Genomic DNA, 15689 nt, shown 5'->3' with positions numbered 1-15689 from the left:
CAGGGAGCGCCTGAATGGCGCAGAAGAGCACCGATTTCGCCACACCCGTGCGCCGCGTCCTGATCGCGGTGCTGGCGCTTGCGCTGCTGGCGGTGTTCCTGTTCTGGCGCATCGACAGCCCGCGGGCCGAGATGATGCGCACGGCGATGATCGACCGCATCGTGCCGCGGTTCGAATGGGCCGTGGCCCCGGTGACCAAGGTCACCCAGATGGTCGCGGGCTTTCAAAGCTATGCGCGCATCTATGAGCAGAACCAGGAACTGCGCCGCGAATTGCAGCGCATGTCCGCCTGGCGCGAGGCCGCCGTCCAGCTGGAGCAGGAGAACTCCAAGCTGATGGCGCAGAACAACGTCCGCATCGACCCGGCCCTGACAAGCGTCACGGGCGTGGTGATGGTCGACAGCGGTTCGGCCTTCCGCCAGTCGGTGCTGCTGAACGTCGGCGCCCAGGACGGCATCATCGAGGGATGGGCCACGATGGACGGGCTGGGGCTGGTCGGGCGCATTTCCGGCGTCGGGAACCGGACCAGCCGCGTCGTGCTGTTGACGGACCCGTCGTCGCGGTTGCCGGTGACGGTCCAGCCGACCGGCGAACGGGCGCTGTTGACGGGCGACAACACGCCGCTGCCGCTGCTGGAATTCGTCGAGCAGGCCGACAACGTCCGTCCCGGGGACCGGGTCGTGACCTCGGGCGACGGGGGCGTCTTTCCCGCCGGGGTGCTGGTGGGCCAGGTCGCGCAGGGCAGCGACGGGCGGCTGCGCCTTCGCATGGCGGCCGATTACGAACGCCTGGAGTTCCTGCGCGTCCTGCGGTCGCATCCGGCCGAGGCGGTGGTCGACAGCGCCGCCATCATCCTGGGCCAGGACAGCGGGCTGATCGGGCCGCAGCTGCCGGTCTCTCCGGTCGACGCGGCGGCGGCCAGCGATCCGCTGGACCCGGGTTCCACGCCATGATCCAGCTGCCCAGCCGCAGCTTCGTCGTGGGAACGCTGGTGTTTCTGGCCTCGGTCTGGGCGCTGCTGTTCGTGCGGCTGCTGCCCCTGTCGGCGGGCATCATGGGCTGGCCCGGCCCCGACCTGGCGCTGGCGCTTATCCTGGCCTGGGTGCTGCGCCGCCCCGACCAACTGGCCGCGCCGGTCATCGTGCTGGCCATCCTGGTCGAGGACGTGCTGCTGATGCGCCCCCTGGGCCTGTGGACCGCGATCGTGCTGCTGGGGTCCGAGGCCGCACGTCTGCGAGAGCCCCGTTGGCGCGATCAGCCATTCATGGTTGAATGGTTTCGCGTGGGCGTGCTGATCGGGCTGATGATGCTGGGCTATCGCCTGGTGCAGGTCGTGTTCGTGCTGCAGGTGCCGGCCCTGGGGCAGGTGATCCTGCAGTTCCTGGCGACGGTGGCGGCCTATCCGCTGGTCGTCTTCGGGGCACGCTGGCTGATCGGGCTGCGCCGCCTTGGCCGCGGTGATCCGACATGAGGACAAGGACATGAAGAAGTCCCAACGCGAGATCCTGGACAGCTCCCGCCAGATCACCCGGCGCGGGCTGATGCTGGCCGGCATCCAGGTGGCCACCGTCACCACGCTTGCGCTGAAGATGCGGTCGATGCAGCTGGACCATGCCGAGGAATACCGCACGCTGGCGGACGGCAACTCGATCAAGATCCGGCTGCTGCCGCCGTCGCGCGGGCTGATCCTGGACCGCAACGGGATCATCATCGCGGGGAACGAACAGAACTATCGCGTCACCCTGACGCGCGAGGAGGCGGGCGGCGACGTTCAGGCCGTGCTGCGCCGCCTGTCGCGGCTGGTGCCCATGACCGACGCCCGCATGGCCGAGCTGATGGACGAGTTTTCCCGCCGCAGCGCCATCACCCCCATCGTGCTGGCCGACCGCCTGACCTGGGAGCAGTTCAGCGCCATCGCGGTCAACGCCCCGTCGCTGCCCGGCGTCACGCCCGAATCGGCGCTGTCGCGCGCCTATCCGCGGGCGGGCGATTTCGCGCATGTCATGGGCTATGTCGGCCCCGTCAGCGATTACGACCTGTCGCGGATCGAGGACCCGGACCCGGTCCTGCTGCTGCCGGACTTTCAGCTGGGAAAGATCGGGGTCGAGGGCCGCATGGAGGAGATCCTGCGCGGGAAGGCGGGCGCCCGCCGCGTCGAGGTCAACGCCCAGGGCCGCGAGATGCGCCAGCTGTCGCGCCAGCAGGGCGAACAGGGGGCCACGCTGCAGCTGACGCTGGATGCCGCCTTGCAGAACTATGCCGCGCAGCGGATGGGCACCGAAAGCGCCGCCGCCGTCATCACCGACTGCCAGACCGGAGAGCTGCTGACGATCTGTTCGTCGCCCAGCTTCGATCCCAACAAGTTCGTGCGCGGCATCAGCAGCCTCGAATACCGCGCGCTGATGGATCACGACCACCGCCCCCTGGCCGACAAGACGGTGCAGGGCGTCTATCCGCCCGGATCGACCTTCAAGATGGTCACGCTGATGGCCGGGCTGGAGGCCGGGGTGATCGACGCGGGCACCCGGTTCTATTGTCCGGGCCACACCGAACTGGGCGGCCGGCGGTTCCACTGCTGGCGGCGCGGCGGGCATGGCACCGTCGATGCGATCAAGAGCCTCGAGGAAAGCTGCGACGTCTACTACTACGAACTGGCGCAGCGGGTGGGCATCGACCGGATCGCGATCATGGCGCGCAAGCTTGGCCTGGGCCAGCGCCACGACCTGCCCATGTCGGCGGTGGCCGAAGGGATCGCCCCCGACCGCGAATGGAAGATGGCCCGCCACGGCCAGGCCTGGCAGATCGGCGACAGCCTGAACGCCTCGATCGGGCAGGGCTTCGTGCTGGCGTCGCCGCTGCAGCTGGCGGTGATGACCGCCCGCATCGCGTCGGGCCGCGAGGTTCGGCCTCAGTTGATCCGGTCCGTCGACGGCGTGCGGCAGGCGCCGCCCGAATACCCGCCGCTGGACATCAGCCCGGAATCGCTGCGCGTCGCGCGGCTTGGCATGGACGCGGTGATGAACAGCGCCCGCGGCACCGCCCGCGGCGCCCGCATCACCCGCGAGGAATGGCGCATGGCCGGCAAGACCGGCACCAGCCAGGTCCGCAATATCACCGCCGCCGAACGCGCCCGTGGCGTCATCTCGAACGATCAGCTGCCCTGGGCGCGGCGCGACCATGCGCTGTTCGTGGCCTATGCCCCCTATGACGCGCCGAAATACGCGATCTCGGTGGTGGTCGAACATGGCGGCGGCGGATCGGCCGTGGCCGCGCCCATTGCGCGCGACATCCTGCTGTTCGCCCTGAACGGCGGGCTGCCGCCCCTGGACGCCGTGCCCTCGGATCAGCGGGCCGCGCTGGAGGAGCGTCACAACGCCATGCACCTTTACCAGCCCGAGGCCCCGCGCCCCGGCCGCAGCAGGGCGTAAGGCGATGTCCTATCTCGACTATCAGGTGGCGCAGGTTCCGACGGGGTTCCGCAAGGTCCTGTACATCAACTGGCCGCTGGTCCTGCTGATCACCGCCGTGTGCTGCATCGGGTTCCTGATGCTGTATTCGGTCGCGGGCGGCCGCATGGACACCTGGGCGGAACCGCAGATGATCCGGTTTGCCGTGGGCATGGTGATCATGCTGGGGCTGGCCTTCGTGCCCATGTGGTTCTGGCGCGGCATCTCTGTCGCGGCCTATGTGACGTGCTTCCTGATGCTGGTCGCGGTCGACCTGTTCGGGGTCATCGGCATGGGCGCGCAGCGATGGATCGACATCGGCCCGATCCGAATCCAGCCGTCCGAACTGATGAAGATCGCGCTGGTCCTGCTGCTCGCGGCCTACTACGACTGGCTGCCGTTGAACCGCGTGTCGCGTCCCTTGTGGGTGATCGTGCCGGTGGTGCTGATCCTGGCGCCGACCGCGCTGGTCCTGATGCAGCCGGATCTTGGCACGTCGATCATGCTGATCGCGGGGGGCGGGATCGTGATGTTCGCGGCGGGTGTGTCGCTGTGGTATTTCGGGGCGGTGATCGGAGCCGCGGTGGGCCTGGTCGTGGCCGTCATGCGCAGCCGCGGAACAGACTGGCAGCTGCTTCGTGACTATCAGTTCCGCCGGATCGACACCTTCCTGGACCCGACCTCCGATCCGTTGGGGGCTGGCTACAACATCATCCAGAGCCAGATCGCGCTTGGTTCGGGCGGGTTGTCGGGGCGCGGCTTCATGCAGGGCACGCAGTCGCGGCTGAACTTCCTGCCCGAAAAGCACACCGACTTCATCTTCACCGTCCTGTCCGAGGAGTTCGGCTTTATCGGCGCGTCCTCGCTTTTGGTGCTGTACATGCTGATCCTGGGCTTCTGCCTGTATTCCGCACTCAGCAACCGCGACCGCTTTGCCAGTCTGATCACCATCGGCATCAGCGCGACCTTCTTTCTGTACTTTTCGATCAACATGGCGACGGTGATGGGCCTGCTGCCCGCCAAGGGGTCGCCGCTGCCGCTGGTCAGCTATGGGGGGACGTCGCTGATGATCCTGATGCTGGGATTTGGTCTGGTGCAATCCGCCCATGTCCACAGGCCCCGATGAGGGTCCGGTTCTCTGCCCGCGACGATGCGTGGTCCGAATGGGCACCGGCCCTGCGCGCGGCCTGCCCCGAGATGCATCTGGACCGCGACGGCGATCCGGCCACGTTCGATGCGATCATCTATGCCCCGGGCGGCGACATCACCGATTTCGCGCCCTACGCCAATGTCCGGCTGGTGCAGAGCCTGTGGGCCGGGGTCGAACGCATCGTGGGCAACGCCACGCTGACCCAGCCCTTGGCGCGGATGGTCGATCCTGGATTGCGCCAGGGGATGGCGGAATATTGCGCCGGATGGGCCATGCGCGCCCATCTGGGCATGGACCGCTATGCCCAGGACGGCATCTGGCGCAATGGGCAGATCCCGCCGCTGGCTGCCGAACGCCCGGTGACCGTCCTGGGCATGGGCGAACTGGGACAGGCCGCCGCCGCTATGCTGACCGCCCTAGGCTTTCCGGTCACCGGGGTCAGCGCCTCGGGGCGGGCGGTGCCGGGGGTTTCGGTGCTGCCCATCGCGCAGCTGGACCAGGCCCTGGCCCGCGCGCAGATCCTGGTCTGCCTGCTGCCCGACACGCCCGCCACCCGCGGACTGCTGGATGCGGACCGCCTGTCGCGCCTGCCTGACGGCGCCTGGCTGATCAATCCGGGACGCGGCACGCTGATCGATGACGAGGCGCTGTTGCGGGGGCTGGACCGGGGGCGGCCGGGGCACGCGGTGCTGGACGTGTTCCGCACCGAACCGCTGCCAGGGGATCACCCGTTCTGGGCCCATCCCGCAGTCACCGTCACGCCCCATATCGCCGCCGAGACCCGCCCCGCGACCGCCGCCCCCGTCGTCGCCCAAAACCTGCGTCGCGCGATGGTGGGGCGGCCGCTGCTGCATCTGGTGGACCGCGACCGCGGTTACTGACCCGGACCGCCCCTGGCCCGATCCGCCTTCAGCTGTGCCGCGCGGGCCGAGGCGCGGGCGATGCGCTCTGCCATCTTCTTCTCGCGGCGGCGCTGATAGGCGATGAAGATCGGCACGGTCAGGTAATGCGTGATGACCCCCGCGACGGACCCCAGGATGACGCCGCCGACCATGTAGGGCCAGAACACCTGCGCCAGAAAGTCGCTGAGGTTGTACCAGTGCATCTCGGACGGGCCGAACAGGGCGCTGAGGTTGTGCCACAGCTCTCCGGTGGCCTTCGAGAATTCGTGGAAGATGAACTGGGGCGTCAGCTCGCCCTCCTGGCCCAGGATCTCGCGGCCCAGCTTGACCGACATCAGCGCGATGAAGGGCAGGGTCACCGGATTGCCCACGAAGGTCGCCAACAGCGCGGCCAGCACATTGCCGCGGATGATCCAGGCCACCGCCGCCGCTGACAGGAAGTGGAACCCGAACAGCGGCGTGAAATTCACCATGATCCCCGCCGCCACCCCGCGCGCAATGCGATGCGGCTGGTCGGGCAGGCGGCGCAGCCTGTGGGCCACGTAGGCGCTGGCCCGCCGCCAGCCGCCCGGCGGATAGATCATCTGGCTGGCCAGTTGGCCGTAGCTGCGCGGTTTGCGGCGTTTGAACAAGGCGAACCCGATCCGTGACGGGCAGGGGGCGCCTGCCTCAGGGTTTCAGCGCCGGGTCCCGCACGCGCGAGACCTGCGCGACATCACTTTCCGCCTCGAGGGCGGTCAGCAGGTTGTGCAGATGTTCATGGTCGCGCAGCTCGACCTCGACCTCGATGCGGTAGAAGTCGGGCTTGCGGGCGATGAACTCCAGGTTCGAGATATTCGCCCCCTGCGCCCCGATCAAGGTGCAGATGCGTCCCAGCACGCCGGCGTCGTGGCGGATCGTCAAATTGAGCACGGTCGAATAGGCGGCGGGGTGACGCCCCTCGCGCCATTGCAGGTCGACCCACCGGTCGGGGCTGTCCTCGAACTCGGCCAGCACGGGACAGTCGATGGCGTGGATGACCACGCCGGCGCCGCGATAGGTGATGCCCACGATCCGCTCGCCGGGCAGGGGGGCGCAGCAGGGCGCGCGCTTGAAGTTCGCGTCGGCCTCCAGCCCCGCGAAGGGGCGCTTGCCGTCGATTTCGTCCTGGTGGTCGGCCAGTTCCGGATAGAGGACGCCCAGGACCTCCTTGGCGGAGTTCTCGGCGCTGCCGATGCGGGCCAGCAGATCCTCGGCCGAGGGCAGGCCCATCTGCTTGGCCGCCGTCCGCAGCGCCTTGTCGGTGACCTTGCGGCCCACATGCTCGAAGCTGACGCGGACCAGCTCTCGCCCCAGGCGCATGAAGCGGTCGCGGTCCTCCTCGCGCAAGGACCGCCGGATCGCGGCCTTGGCGCGGCCGGTGACCACGATGTCCAGCCAGGTCGCCTGCGGCCGCTGCCCCGAGGCAGAGATGATGTCGACCGACTGGCCGTTCTTCAGCCGCGTCCACAGGGGCACGCGGATGCCGTCGATCTTGGCGCCCACGCAGGAATTGCCCAACCGTGTATGGATCGCATAGGCGAAATCGATCGGCGTCGCGCCCCGCGGCAGCTGCATCACGTCGCCCTTGGGGGTGAAGCAGAACACCTGGTCCTGGTACATCTCCATCTTGACGTGTTCCAGGAACTCGTTGTGGTCCTCGGTGTCGAACCGGTCGGTCAGCTGGGCGATCCATTCGGCCGGATCGACCGCAAAGGGGTTCCGGGTGCGCACGCCGTCGCGATAGGCCCAGTGCGCCGCGACGCCGGCCTCGGCGACCTCGTGCATCTGGCGGGTGCGGATCTGAACCTCGACCCGCTTGCCGTCGCGACCCGATACCGTCGTATGGATCGAGCGGTAGCCGTTCGATTTCGGCTGGCTGATGTAATCCTTGAACCGCCCCGGAACCGCGCGCCAGCGATGGTGAATCACGCCAAGCGCGCGATAGCAGTCCATCTCGGTCCGCGTGATGATCCGAAAGCCGTAGATGTCGGACAGGCGCGAAAAGGCCAGCTGCTTTTCCTGCATCTTGCGCCAGACGCTGAAGGGCTTCTTGGCGCGGCCGAACACGTCGGCCTCGATGCCCTCCTTCTCCATCTCGGTGCGGATGTCGGCTGTGATCTGGCCGATGATGTCGCCGCTGTCGCGCTGCAGGCTGACAAAGCGGCGGATGATCGAACTGCGCGCCTCGGGGTTGATGACCTTGAAGGCCAGGTCCTCCAGCTCCTCGCGCATCCACTGCATGCCCATCCGGCCCGCCAGGGGGGCATAGATGTCCATCGTCTCGCGCGCCTTCTTGACCTGCTTGTCGGGGCGCATGGACCGGATGGTGCGCATGTTGTGTAGCCGGTCGGCCAGCTTGACCAGGATCACCCGCATGTCGCGGGACATCGCCATGAACAGCTTGCGAAAGTTCTCGGCCTGTTTGGACTGGGTGCTGGACAGTTCCAGGTTGGTCAGCTTGGTGACCCCGTCGACCAGTTCGGCGATTTCCGCGCCGAACATGCCGACGACTTCGTCCTTGGTCGATCGAGTGTCCTCGATCGTGTCGTGCAGCAGCGCGGTCACGATGGTCGCGTCGTCCAGCCGCATCTCGGTCAGGATGGCGGCGACGGCGATGGGATGGGTAAAATACGGCTCGCCGGAATGGCGGAACTGGCCCTCGTGCATGCGCATGCCGTATTCATAGGCATCGCGGATCAGGGTGCAGTTGCTGCGCGGATTGTAATTGCGGACAAGGGCCAGCAGGTCTTCGACGTCGATCATGATGGTGTCGAAGACCTCTGCAGTGTGACCGTGTCAGGCGCGCTGGTTGGCTTCCAGCATCATGCGCAGCATCCGTTCCTCGGATTCCTCGTCGGACGGCTTGGGGCGATCGACCTCGGCGCCCAGCAGCAGGGCCATGGCGTCCTCCTCGGGCTCGTCGACCTCAATCTGGGTCTGGGTCGATTCGATCATCCGCTCGCGCAGATCGTCGACGGGCTGGGTCTCTTCGGCGATTTCGCGCAGGGCGACCACCGGGTTCTTGTCGTTGTCGCGATCGACGGTGGGGGCACTGCCAGCCGCGATCTCTCGGGCGCGATGCGAGGCGAGCATCACCAGATCAAAGCGGTTGGGAACCTTGTCGACGCAGTCTTCGACCGTTACGCGGGCCATGGATCACCTGTGCAGTTGCGAATCGGACATTCGGGGCGAACCGGACTGATGGTCGCCACAGCGCCGATTGTCAAGGAAAACCTGGGGATTCGACCGGCGTCATTCCGTCCAGCGCGCGGGGTCCAAGCGCCTCCAGCATCGCCGCGACGCTGAGCCCGGTCAGCGGATGACGCCAGTCCGGCGCGATCTCGGCCAGGGGGGCCAGGACGAACGCGCGGTCCTGCATCCGCGGATGGGGCAGGATCAGCCGGTCGGGCGTCTGCACCCCCTGGCGGTCGGGTGACAGGTCCATCCAGTCCCGCAGATGACCCGCATCGGGTTCGATCCGGTCGTCCAGCGCGATCAGGTCCAGGTCCAGGACGCGTGCGGACCACCGGCCGGTGCTGCGGTCGCGGCCATGCTCTGCCTCGATCGCGTGCAGCGTCTCGAGGACCTGCGGCGCGTTCAGGGACGTGGCGATCAGCGCCACCGCATTGGCAAAATCGGGCCCCGATCCCGCAGGCATGGCGGGAGTCCGCCAGATGCGACTGATCGCGGTGATTGAAATGCCCGGGGCGCTGTGCAGAATGCCCATCGTCGTGCACAGGGTCGTTACGGGGTCCTGATCCGACAGGGGAAGGTTGGCCCCAAAAGCAACGATACCAAAAGACAGGTTAACCACGCTTTCCTCTTTCCTTACAGGTCCATGGCATGGGCCCGCGCATCTCAGGTCCCTCACCCTGGCCCGCGCTTGTGCCGTGAAGGACCGGGTTCATCAAAGGCAACATCCATGTTTTACAAAGACGACCGATTGGCAATCTTCATAGACGGGGCCAATCTTTATGCTGCCGCGAAGGCACTGGGCTTTGATATCGACTACAAGCTGCTGCGCCAGGAATTCGATCGCCGCGGCAAGCTGATGCGTGCCTATTACTATACCGCTCTGATCGAGGGCGAGGAATATTCCCCGATCCGTCCGCTGGTGGACTGGCTGCATTACAACGGTTTCTGCGTCGTGACCAAGCCGGCGCGCGAATACACCGACGCCCTGGGCCGCCGCAAGGTCAAGGGCAACATGGACATCGAACTGACCGTCGATGCGATGGAACTGGCCCCGCGGATGGATCACGCGGTCCTGTTCTCCGGCGACGGCGATTTCCGGCCGCTGGTCGAATCGCTTCAGCGTCAGGGGGTCCGGGTGTCGGTCGTGTCCACGATCCGCAGCCAGCCACCGATGATCGCCGACGACCTGCGGCGCCAGGCCGACAACTTCATCGAGTTGGACGCGCTGCGCGACATCATTGGCCGCCCGCCGCGCGAGCCGGCCCAAGTCGAGACGTGAGCCCGCGTGCACCGGGGCCTGACGGCGCCGGTGCCGCATGACGCGATGATGGTGCGGACGGCGGGACTTGAACCCGCACTTCCGTTCGGAAAACAGATTTTCGTACCACTTCGACTTTCGCCGCCGGGGGTGCGATGCCCCGTTCGTGGTCTGGACTATCCCTTCGCCATGGTCCGCAAGGACGTTAGGCGCCGCCCGTCTAGTCTCTACACCTTCCCCGTCTCCGGGGCTTGGCTCGGGATTGGCACGGGGCCGGGGCCCCACAGCTTTCCCCGAATTTGAGCGGTTCTGCACCGGCGGTTTCCCGACCGGGCACTCCAATTGTCAAAGTCTGCTGCGTCTACCGATTTCGCCACGTCCGCATCATCATCACTCCTGCGTATCGCAGGCTGCGCGGCGCAGGGCAAGCGGGTGAACAAAACATAGCCCCCCGAATCAGGAACCGTTTTTATCGGCCTTGGTTGGATAGGCAACGCGCCAGCACAGGAGGACGTCATGTCCAGCATCAGCGAGACACGCGGCAACGGTGGAGAGACCCACCAGACCGGCGGCGAGGCCCTGACCACCAATCACGGGGTCCCGATTTCCGACAACCAGAACAGCCTGAAGGCCGGGGCCCGCGGTCCCACCCTCCTGGAGGATTTCGTCCTTCGCGAAAAGATCTTCCATTTCGACCATGAACGCATTCCGGAGCGGATCGTCCACGCCCGCGGTTCGGGCGCGCACGGCTATTTCGAATGCACCGACCCCATCCCGGAACTGACCCGCGCGGGCGTTCTGGCCAATCCGGGCAAGACGCCGGTCTTCGTGCGCTTCTCGACCGTGGCCGGCGGCGCCGGCAGCGTCGACACGCCGCGCGACGTGCGGGGCTTTGCGGTCAAGTTCTATACCCAGGAAGGCAATTGGGACCTAGTCGGCAACAACATCCCGGTGTTCTTCATTCAGGACGCGATCAAGTTTCCCGACCTGATCCATTCGGTCAAGATGGAGGCCGACAAGGGCTATCCGCAGGCCGCCAGCGCCCATGACACCTTCTGGGATTTCGTGTCGCTGATGCCGGAATCCATGCACATGATCATGTGGGCGATGTCCGACCGCGCGATCCCGCGCAGCCTGCGCATGATCGAGGGGTTCGGCGTCCACACGTTCCGCCTGGTCAACGCCCAGGGCAAGTCGACCTTCGTCAAGTTCCACTGGAAGCCCAAGCTGGGCCTGCAGAGCCAGGTCTGGAACGAGGCCGTCAAGACCGCCGGCGCGAACCAGGACTATCACCGCCAGGACCTGTGGGAGGCCATCGATTCGGGCGACTTCCCGGAATGGGAACTGGGCATCCAGACCTTTGACGCGGAATGGGCCGCCAAGCAGCCCTATGACGTCCTGGACGCGACCAAGCTGATCCCCGAGGAGGACATTCCCGTCCGCATCGTCGGCCGCATGGTGCTGGACCGGAACCCCGACAACTTCTTTGCCGAAACCGAGCAGGTGGCCTTCCTGCCGACGAACGTCGTGCCCGGCATCGACTTTTCCGACGACCCGCTGCTGCAGGGACGGCTGTTCAGCTATATGGACACCCAGAAGTCGCGGCTTGGCACCACGAACTTCCACCAGATCCCGGTCAATGCGCCGAAATGCCCGATGCACAACTTTCAGCGCGACGGCATGATGCAGATGGCGGTGCCCAAAGGTCGCGCCAATTATGAGCCGAACAGCCTGGATCAGGCCGGAGAGGAGCCGGGACCCCGCGCCACCGACCAGGGCTTCGCGACCTACAAGGACATGACCGACCTGGGCAACCAGCCGGACGAAAAGCTGCGCGTGCGGGCGGACCTGTTCGGTGACCATTACAGCCAGGCACGGCTGTTCTATCGCAGCCAGACCGAGGTCGAGCAGACTCACATCGCCGATGCGATCACGTTCGAACTGTCGAAGGTCGGCCTTGGCCACGTGATCCAGCGTGTTCTGGGTCATTTGCGGGTCATCGACGAGGATCTGGCCGAAACCGTGGCCGAAGGTCTGGCCGAGGATCTGCCCGCCGCCGCGACGCCCATGCGCGAACCGATCGACATGGCACCTTCGGATGCGCTGTCGATCATGAAGCAGGCCAAGCACAGCCTGAAGGGTCGCAAGGTCGGCATCCTGATCGGCGACGGCGGGGATCAAGCCAAGGTCGATGCGCTGCGCGACGCGGTCGAGGCCCAGGGCGGCACCGTCATGCTGATCGCCAAAGAGCGTGGCAAGGCCGAGGCGCAGTTGGCGGGATCGCCGTCGGTCCTGTTCGACGCGGTGGCGCTGGTCATCGGCGCCGATGACGCGGCCAAGCTGGCCAAGTTCAAGCCCGCGGTCGACTTCGTGTCGGATGCCTTTGCGCATCTGAAGGCGATCGGCGCCGACGATGCCAGCGCCAAGCTGCTGGCGGCTGCCGGGGTGCAGCCCGACAAGGGCGTGACCAAGCTGGACCCGGCGGCGTTCATCGAGGCGGCGGCGCAGCGGTTCTATGACCGCGAAACCAAGGTCTGGTAGGCCTCAGCCGTTCAGGACCGGAATGAAAGGGGGCGGGCCGGTGGTCCGCCCCTTACCCATAGCTGCGGGTCGGGCGGTCAAAGACCTTGCGGCCCATCAGGCTGCCGACCAGATCGACCATCAACTTTGCGGTCCGGCCCCGTTCGTCCAGAAACGGGTTCAACTCGACCAGGTCCAGCGATGTGACCAGCCCCGATTCGTGCAGCAGCTCCATCACCAGATGCGCCTCGCGGAAGGTCGCGCCGCCGGGCACCGTGGTCCCGACCGCGGGCGCGATCGAGGGGTCAAGGAAATCCACGTCCAGGCTGACATGCAACAGGCCGTCGGCCGCGCGCACGCGGTCCAGAAAGGCCCGCAGCGGGGCCACGATGCCCTGTTCGTCCAGCACCCGCATGTCGTTCACGGTGATGTCCGTGGGCTGCATCAGGGCCAGTTCGGCAGGGTCCACGCTGCGGATGCCGAACATGCAGATGTTTTCGCCCGGGATGGGGGCGGGAAAGGGCGGGAAGGGGTCGAAACCGTCCAGCCCGTTGGCATAGGCCATCGGCGTGCCGTGCAGGTTCCCCGACGTGGTAGTGGCGACGGTGTGAAAGTCGCTGTGCGCGTCCAGCCAGATCACGAACTGCGCGCGGCCCTGCGTGGCGGCATGCGCAGCGACCCCCGCGACGGTGCCCAGGGCCAGCGAATGATCGCCCCCCATGATGATCGGCATGCCATGCGGCAGGGCGTCCTGGGTGGCCTGGCGCAGGGCGCCAGTCCAGGCGATCGTTTCAGGCAGGTGATGGACGGCGGGGTTGGCGCAGCGGTGGTCGCCCAATGGGTCCGGCGTGACGTCGCCGCGATCCTCGACCGTGTGGCCCAGGGTCGCCAGGGTCGCGGCCAGGCCCGCGGTGCGATAGGCGGCGGGGCCCATCAGGCAGCCGGGGCGGCGCTGGCCCTCGTCCACGGGGGCTCCGATCAGGATGCAATGGGTCATGGGGCTCTCCGGCTGGATGGTGCCCCGTTTGAACACGCCCGGCCAGGGAAAGTCCACCGGCCGGGCGCATCCCCCTAGAAGTTCGAGGTCAGGCCCAGCCACAGGCGGCGGCCCTCGCCCTCGGTGTTGTTGGCGGCCATGGTGACGTCGCGGTCCAGAAGGTTGTAGATCGCGCCGTTCAGGCTGACCCGGTCGGTCAGCTGATAATCCGCCCCCAGGTCCACCGTCAGGTAGGACCCGTATTCATAGGCGATGGCTGTCCCGTCCGCGTCGAAGGCCACCGGTCGGCCGTTGGTGCCGATGCGGGCACCTGCGGCGGTTTCCCGGCCGTGATAGATCACCGACCCCCAGGCCCCCAGGCCCGCGATGGGGGTGACCCAATCGGCGGTCACGCTGGCCTGATGGCGCGGCGTACGGTCCAGCGGCAGGCCCGCGAAATCGCCGGTCCGCTGTTCGCTGTCGGTGAAGCTGTAGCTGGCGCGCAGCGTCAGGTCGGGGGTGGCGTCCCAGTCCGCGGTCAGCTCGACCCCCTGCAGGCGGGCGCGCCCGACATTGTACCATTCCCATCGGTTGAAGCTGGTGCCGCCGATCACGACCTGATCGTCGGTGCGGGCGCTTTCGATCTTGTCGTCGAAATTGGTGCGGAACAGCGTCGCACCCACCTGCCACGTCGGCGCATCGTAAAGCGCCGCCAGCTCATAGCTGGTGCTTTCCTCGGGCTGCAGGCCGGGGTTCGAGACGATCGCGCCTGCGCCTCGTTCGGTGGTGTAGAAATAGCCCGGCACGACGGAGCGCAGATCCGGCGCGCGGAACCCCGTCGACACGCCCCCCTTGAAGGTCAGGCCCTGCGTCGCGTTCCACACCGCATAGGCGCGCGGGGTCAGGTTGCTGCCGTATTCGGCATGATCGTTCAGCCGCGCCCCAAGGGTCAGGGCAAGATCGTCGCGCAGGCGCCATTCGTCCTCCAGGAACACCGCGCGCTGCGAGGTCGCAAAGGAATAGGTCCGCCCGTCGCCCAGGCCGGGGTTCTGGTCGCGCAGCCCCGTGCGGTTCACCTGCCCGCCAAAGACCAGCGTATGGCTGCCCTGCCATTCCAGCGGCGCGGTGAATTTCGCGTCATAGACGGTGTTCGTGACCTCTGGCGCGCGGTCGCCTGCGACAAGCGCGCCATTGCCCGATGCGGTCTTGCGCTGGCCCACCTCGCGCAGGACCGACAGGTCGGCCGCCACATGGCCCCACTGCCCGGCATAGGACAGGGCGGCGCGGTCGCGGGTGTTGTCCTGCAGGCTGTCGTTCTGCGGCGTGCCGCGGAAATCGACGGGCGCGATGGTGCGGCCGACGCGTCCCAGATCCTCGATTGTGGTGCGCCCGCCCTCCAGGTGGACGGTGTGATCGGGGTCGGGCGTCCAGCTGAGCCGCGCCGACAGGTCGGTCAGTTCGCGGTCGCGCAGCCCGTCGACGACCCGCGATTCCGACCGGTCGAGGCGGCGTCCCCAGACCTGCAGGCCCAGCCGGTCCGCAACGACCGGCCCGCTGCCATAGAAGGACAGTTGGCGCGAGGATGCGTCGTCGCCGTCCTGGGGCAGGGTGGCCTCGGCCGTGACCGACCCGGTCCAGCGGTCGGCGACCGGCTTGGTGATGACGTTGACCACGCCGCCCATCGCGTCCGATCCGTACAGCGACGACATCGGCCCGCGAACGATCTCGATCCGGTCGATGGCGGCGACGGGGGGAATCCAGTTCTGCTCGATCCCGGCGCTGCCGTTGGTGCGCGATTCGCGCGTGCCCTGACGTTTGCCGTCGACCAGGATCAGCGTGTACTGGCCGGACAGGCCGCGGATGGTGATGTCCTGTTCGTTGGCGACGCCCGTTGTGGCCACGCCCTGCACCCCGCGCAGCGCGTCCGACAGGCTGGTGATGTTGCGCCGCGCCAGCTCCTCTCCGGAAATGACCGAGATGCTGGCAGGGGCGTCGGCGATGTTCTGTTCGAACCCGGACGCGGTGATCACGATCTCGTCCAGCAGGATGGGGGCCGTGTCCTGGGCCAATGCCGGCGCGGTCAGGGCGGTCAGCGACAGGAATGTCGCGCGAAGGGAGAGGGTCTTGGGCATCATGGGCCTCGGGGTCGGAGGGGACATGCTGCCTGGGGTCGTGGCCAGAGGGAAAAGCCGATTACCTGGGTAATTCAGTCGCCTTTACG

The 15689-nt window shown here is 67.1% G+C and carries 13 protein-coding genes and 1 tRNA gene; 7 read left to right on the top strand and 7 right to left on the bottom strand.

Annotated features, from left to right (window positions below; translation table 11 throughout):
• Positions 1 to 14: 14 nt before the first annotated feature.
• Genes mreC through FHD67_RS14505 form a run of 5 tightly spaced genes read left to right on the top strand, consistent with a single transcriptional unit; the run spans position 15 to position 5477 of the window.
• Positions 15 to 953, top strand: a complete 939-nt coding sequence (gene mreC / locus FHD67_RS14525) for a rod shape-determining protein MreC (protein ID WP_139599114.1) — start codon at positions 15 to 17, stop codon at positions 951 to 953.
• Entirely contained in the window at positions 950 to 1471 is a 522-nt protein-coding gene (locus FHD67_RS14520) for a rod shape-determining protein MreD (RefSeq protein WP_139599113.1), read from the top strand. Before mreC ends, FHD67_RS14520 begins: the two co-directional genes overlap by 4 nt.
• Before the next feature lie 10 nt (positions 1472 to 1481).
• A complete protein-coding gene (gene mrdA / locus FHD67_RS14515) occupies positions 1482 to 3428 on the top strand; it encodes a penicillin-binding protein 2 (RefSeq protein ID WP_139599112.1) in 1947 nt (648 codons plus the stop codon).
• A gap of 4 nt (positions 3429 to 3432) precedes the next feature.
• On the top strand, positions 3433 to 4572 hold the full coding sequence (gene rodA / locus FHD67_RS14510) for a rod shape-determining protein RodA (RefSeq protein WP_046000075.1): 1140 nt from the start codon (positions 3433 to 3435) through the stop codon (positions 4570 to 4572).
• Positions 4569 to 5477 carry a 2-hydroxyacid dehydrogenase gene (locus FHD67_RS14505; protein ID WP_139599111.1) on the top strand — a complete coding sequence of 303 codons (909 nt, stop codon included), beginning with the start codon at positions 4569 to 4571 and terminating at the stop codon, positions 5475 to 5477. The genes rodA and FHD67_RS14505 overlap by 4 nt, the downstream gene beginning before the upstream one ends.
• Here FHD67_RS14505 and FHD67_RS14500 read toward each other — a convergent pair.
• From FHD67_RS14500 to folK, 4 genes are all read right to left on the bottom strand, one after another.
• Entirely contained in the window at positions 5471 to 6130 is a 660-nt protein-coding gene (locus FHD67_RS14500; protein WP_139599110.1) for a DUF2062 domain-containing protein, read from the bottom strand. The genes FHD67_RS14505 and FHD67_RS14500 overlap by 7 nt on opposite strands.
• A 37-nt stretch (positions 6131 to 6167) precedes the next feature.
• Positions 6168 to 8282 carry a RelA/SpoT family protein gene (locus FHD67_RS14495; protein ID WP_045982739.1) on the bottom strand — a complete coding sequence of 705 codons (2115 nt, stop codon included), beginning with the start codon at positions 8280 to 8282 and terminating at the stop codon, positions 6168 to 6170.
• Positions 8283 to 8315: 33 nt separating this feature from the next.
• Positions 8316 to 8672 carry a DNA-directed RNA polymerase subunit omega gene (gene rpoZ / locus FHD67_RS14490; protein WP_042245492.1) on the bottom strand — a complete coding sequence of 119 codons (357 nt, stop codon included), beginning with the start codon at positions 8670 to 8672 and terminating at the stop codon, positions 8316 to 8318.
• A 70-nt stretch (positions 8673 to 8742) separates the two neighbouring features.
• Positions 8743 to 9333, bottom strand: coding sequence for a 2-amino-4-hydroxy-6-hydroxymethyldihydropteridine diphosphokinase (gene folK, locus FHD67_RS14485; RefSeq protein WP_139599109.1), 591 nt, complete (start codon positions 9331 to 9333; stop codon positions 8743 to 8745).
• A gap of 108 nt (positions 9334 to 9441) precedes the next feature.
• On the opposite strand from folK, the gene FHD67_RS14480 reads away from it, so the two are divergent.
• Positions 9442 to 9993, top strand: coding sequence for a LabA-like NYN domain-containing protein (locus FHD67_RS14480; protein ID WP_042245486.1), 552 nt, complete (start codon positions 9442 to 9444; stop codon positions 9991 to 9993).
• A gap of 49 nt (positions 9994 to 10042) precedes the next feature.
• Here FHD67_RS14480 and FHD67_RS20500 read toward each other — a convergent pair.
• Positions 10043 to 10114 (bottom strand) — tRNA-Leu (locus FHD67_RS20500).
• A 374-nt stretch (positions 10115 to 10488) separates the two neighbouring features.
• On the opposite strand from FHD67_RS20500, the gene FHD67_RS14475 reads away from it, so the two are divergent.
• Positions 10489 to 12513: a catalase gene (locus FHD67_RS14475; RefSeq protein WP_139599108.1), complete on the top strand. Its 2025-nt coding sequence runs from the start codon at positions 10489 to 10491 to the stop codon at positions 12511 to 12513.
• Positions 12514 to 12565: 52 nt separating this feature from the next.
• Here the strand turns inward: FHD67_RS14475 and rocF are convergent, their stop codons facing one another.
• The gene (gene rocF / locus FHD67_RS14470) at positions 12566 to 13489 is read right to left on the bottom strand and encodes an arginase (protein WP_139599107.1); all 924 of its coding nucleotides are present in this window, start codon (positions 13487 to 13489) and stop codon (positions 12566 to 12568) included.
• 74 nt (positions 13490 to 13563) lie between these two features.
• A complete protein-coding gene (locus FHD67_RS14465) occupies positions 13564 to 15603 on the bottom strand; it encodes a TonB-dependent receptor domain-containing protein (protein WP_218062319.1) in 2040 nt (679 codons plus the stop codon).
• Positions 15604 to 15689: the final 86 nt, after the last annotated feature.

It is taken from the genome of Paracoccus haeundaensis (assembly GCF_006239215.1).
GTDB classification, from domain to species: Bacteria; Pseudomonadota; Alphaproteobacteria; order Rhodobacterales; family Rhodobacteraceae; genus Paracoccus; species Paracoccus marcusii.
Note: the sequence above shows the minus strand (reverse complement) of the source record. Positions and strands in the feature narration are given on the sequence as shown.

Bases quoted from the DNA above. Each gene is read 5' to 3' on its own strand.
- rpoZ (WP_042245492.1), bottom strand. From the start codon at position 8,672: ATGGCCCGCGTAACGGTCGAAGACTGCGTCGACAAGGTTCCCAACCGC.
- FHD67_RS14505 (WP_139599111.1), top strand. From the start codon at position 4,569: ATGAGGGTCCGGTTCTCTGCCCGCGACGATGCGTGGTCCGAATGGGCA.
- FHD67_RS14520 (WP_139599113.1), top strand. From the start codon at position 950: ATGATCCAGCTGCCCAGCCGCAGCTTCGTCGTGGGAACGCTGGTGTTT.
- FHD67_RS14475 (WP_139599108.1), top strand. From the start codon at position 10,489: ATGTCCAGCATCAGCGAGACACGCGGCAACGGTGGAGAGACCCACCAG.
- FHD67_RS14465 (WP_218062319.1), bottom strand. From the start codon at position 15,603: ATGATGCCCAAGACCCTCTCCCTTCGCGCGACATTCCTGTCGCTGACC.
- rodA (WP_046000075.1), top strand. From the start codon at position 3,433: ATGTCCTATCTCGACTATCAGGTGGCGCAGGTTCCGACGGGGTTCCGC.
- rocF (WP_139599107.1), bottom strand. From the start codon at position 13,489: ATGACCCATTGCATCCTGATCGGAGCCCCCGTGGACGAGGGCCAGCGC.
- mreC (WP_139599114.1), top strand. From the start codon at position 15: ATGGCGCAGAAGAGCACCGATTTCGCCACACCCGTGCGCCGCGTCCTG.
- FHD67_RS14495 (WP_045982739.1), bottom strand. From the start codon at position 8,282: ATGATCGACGTCGAAGACCTGCTGGCCCTTGTCCGCAATTACAATCCG.
- mrdA (WP_139599112.1), top strand. From the start codon at position 1,482: ATGAAGAAGTCCCAACGCGAGATCCTGGACAGCTCCCGCCAGATCACC.
- FHD67_RS14480 (WP_042245486.1), top strand. From the start codon at position 9,442: ATGTTTTACAAAGACGACCGATTGGCAATCTTCATAGACGGGGCCAAT.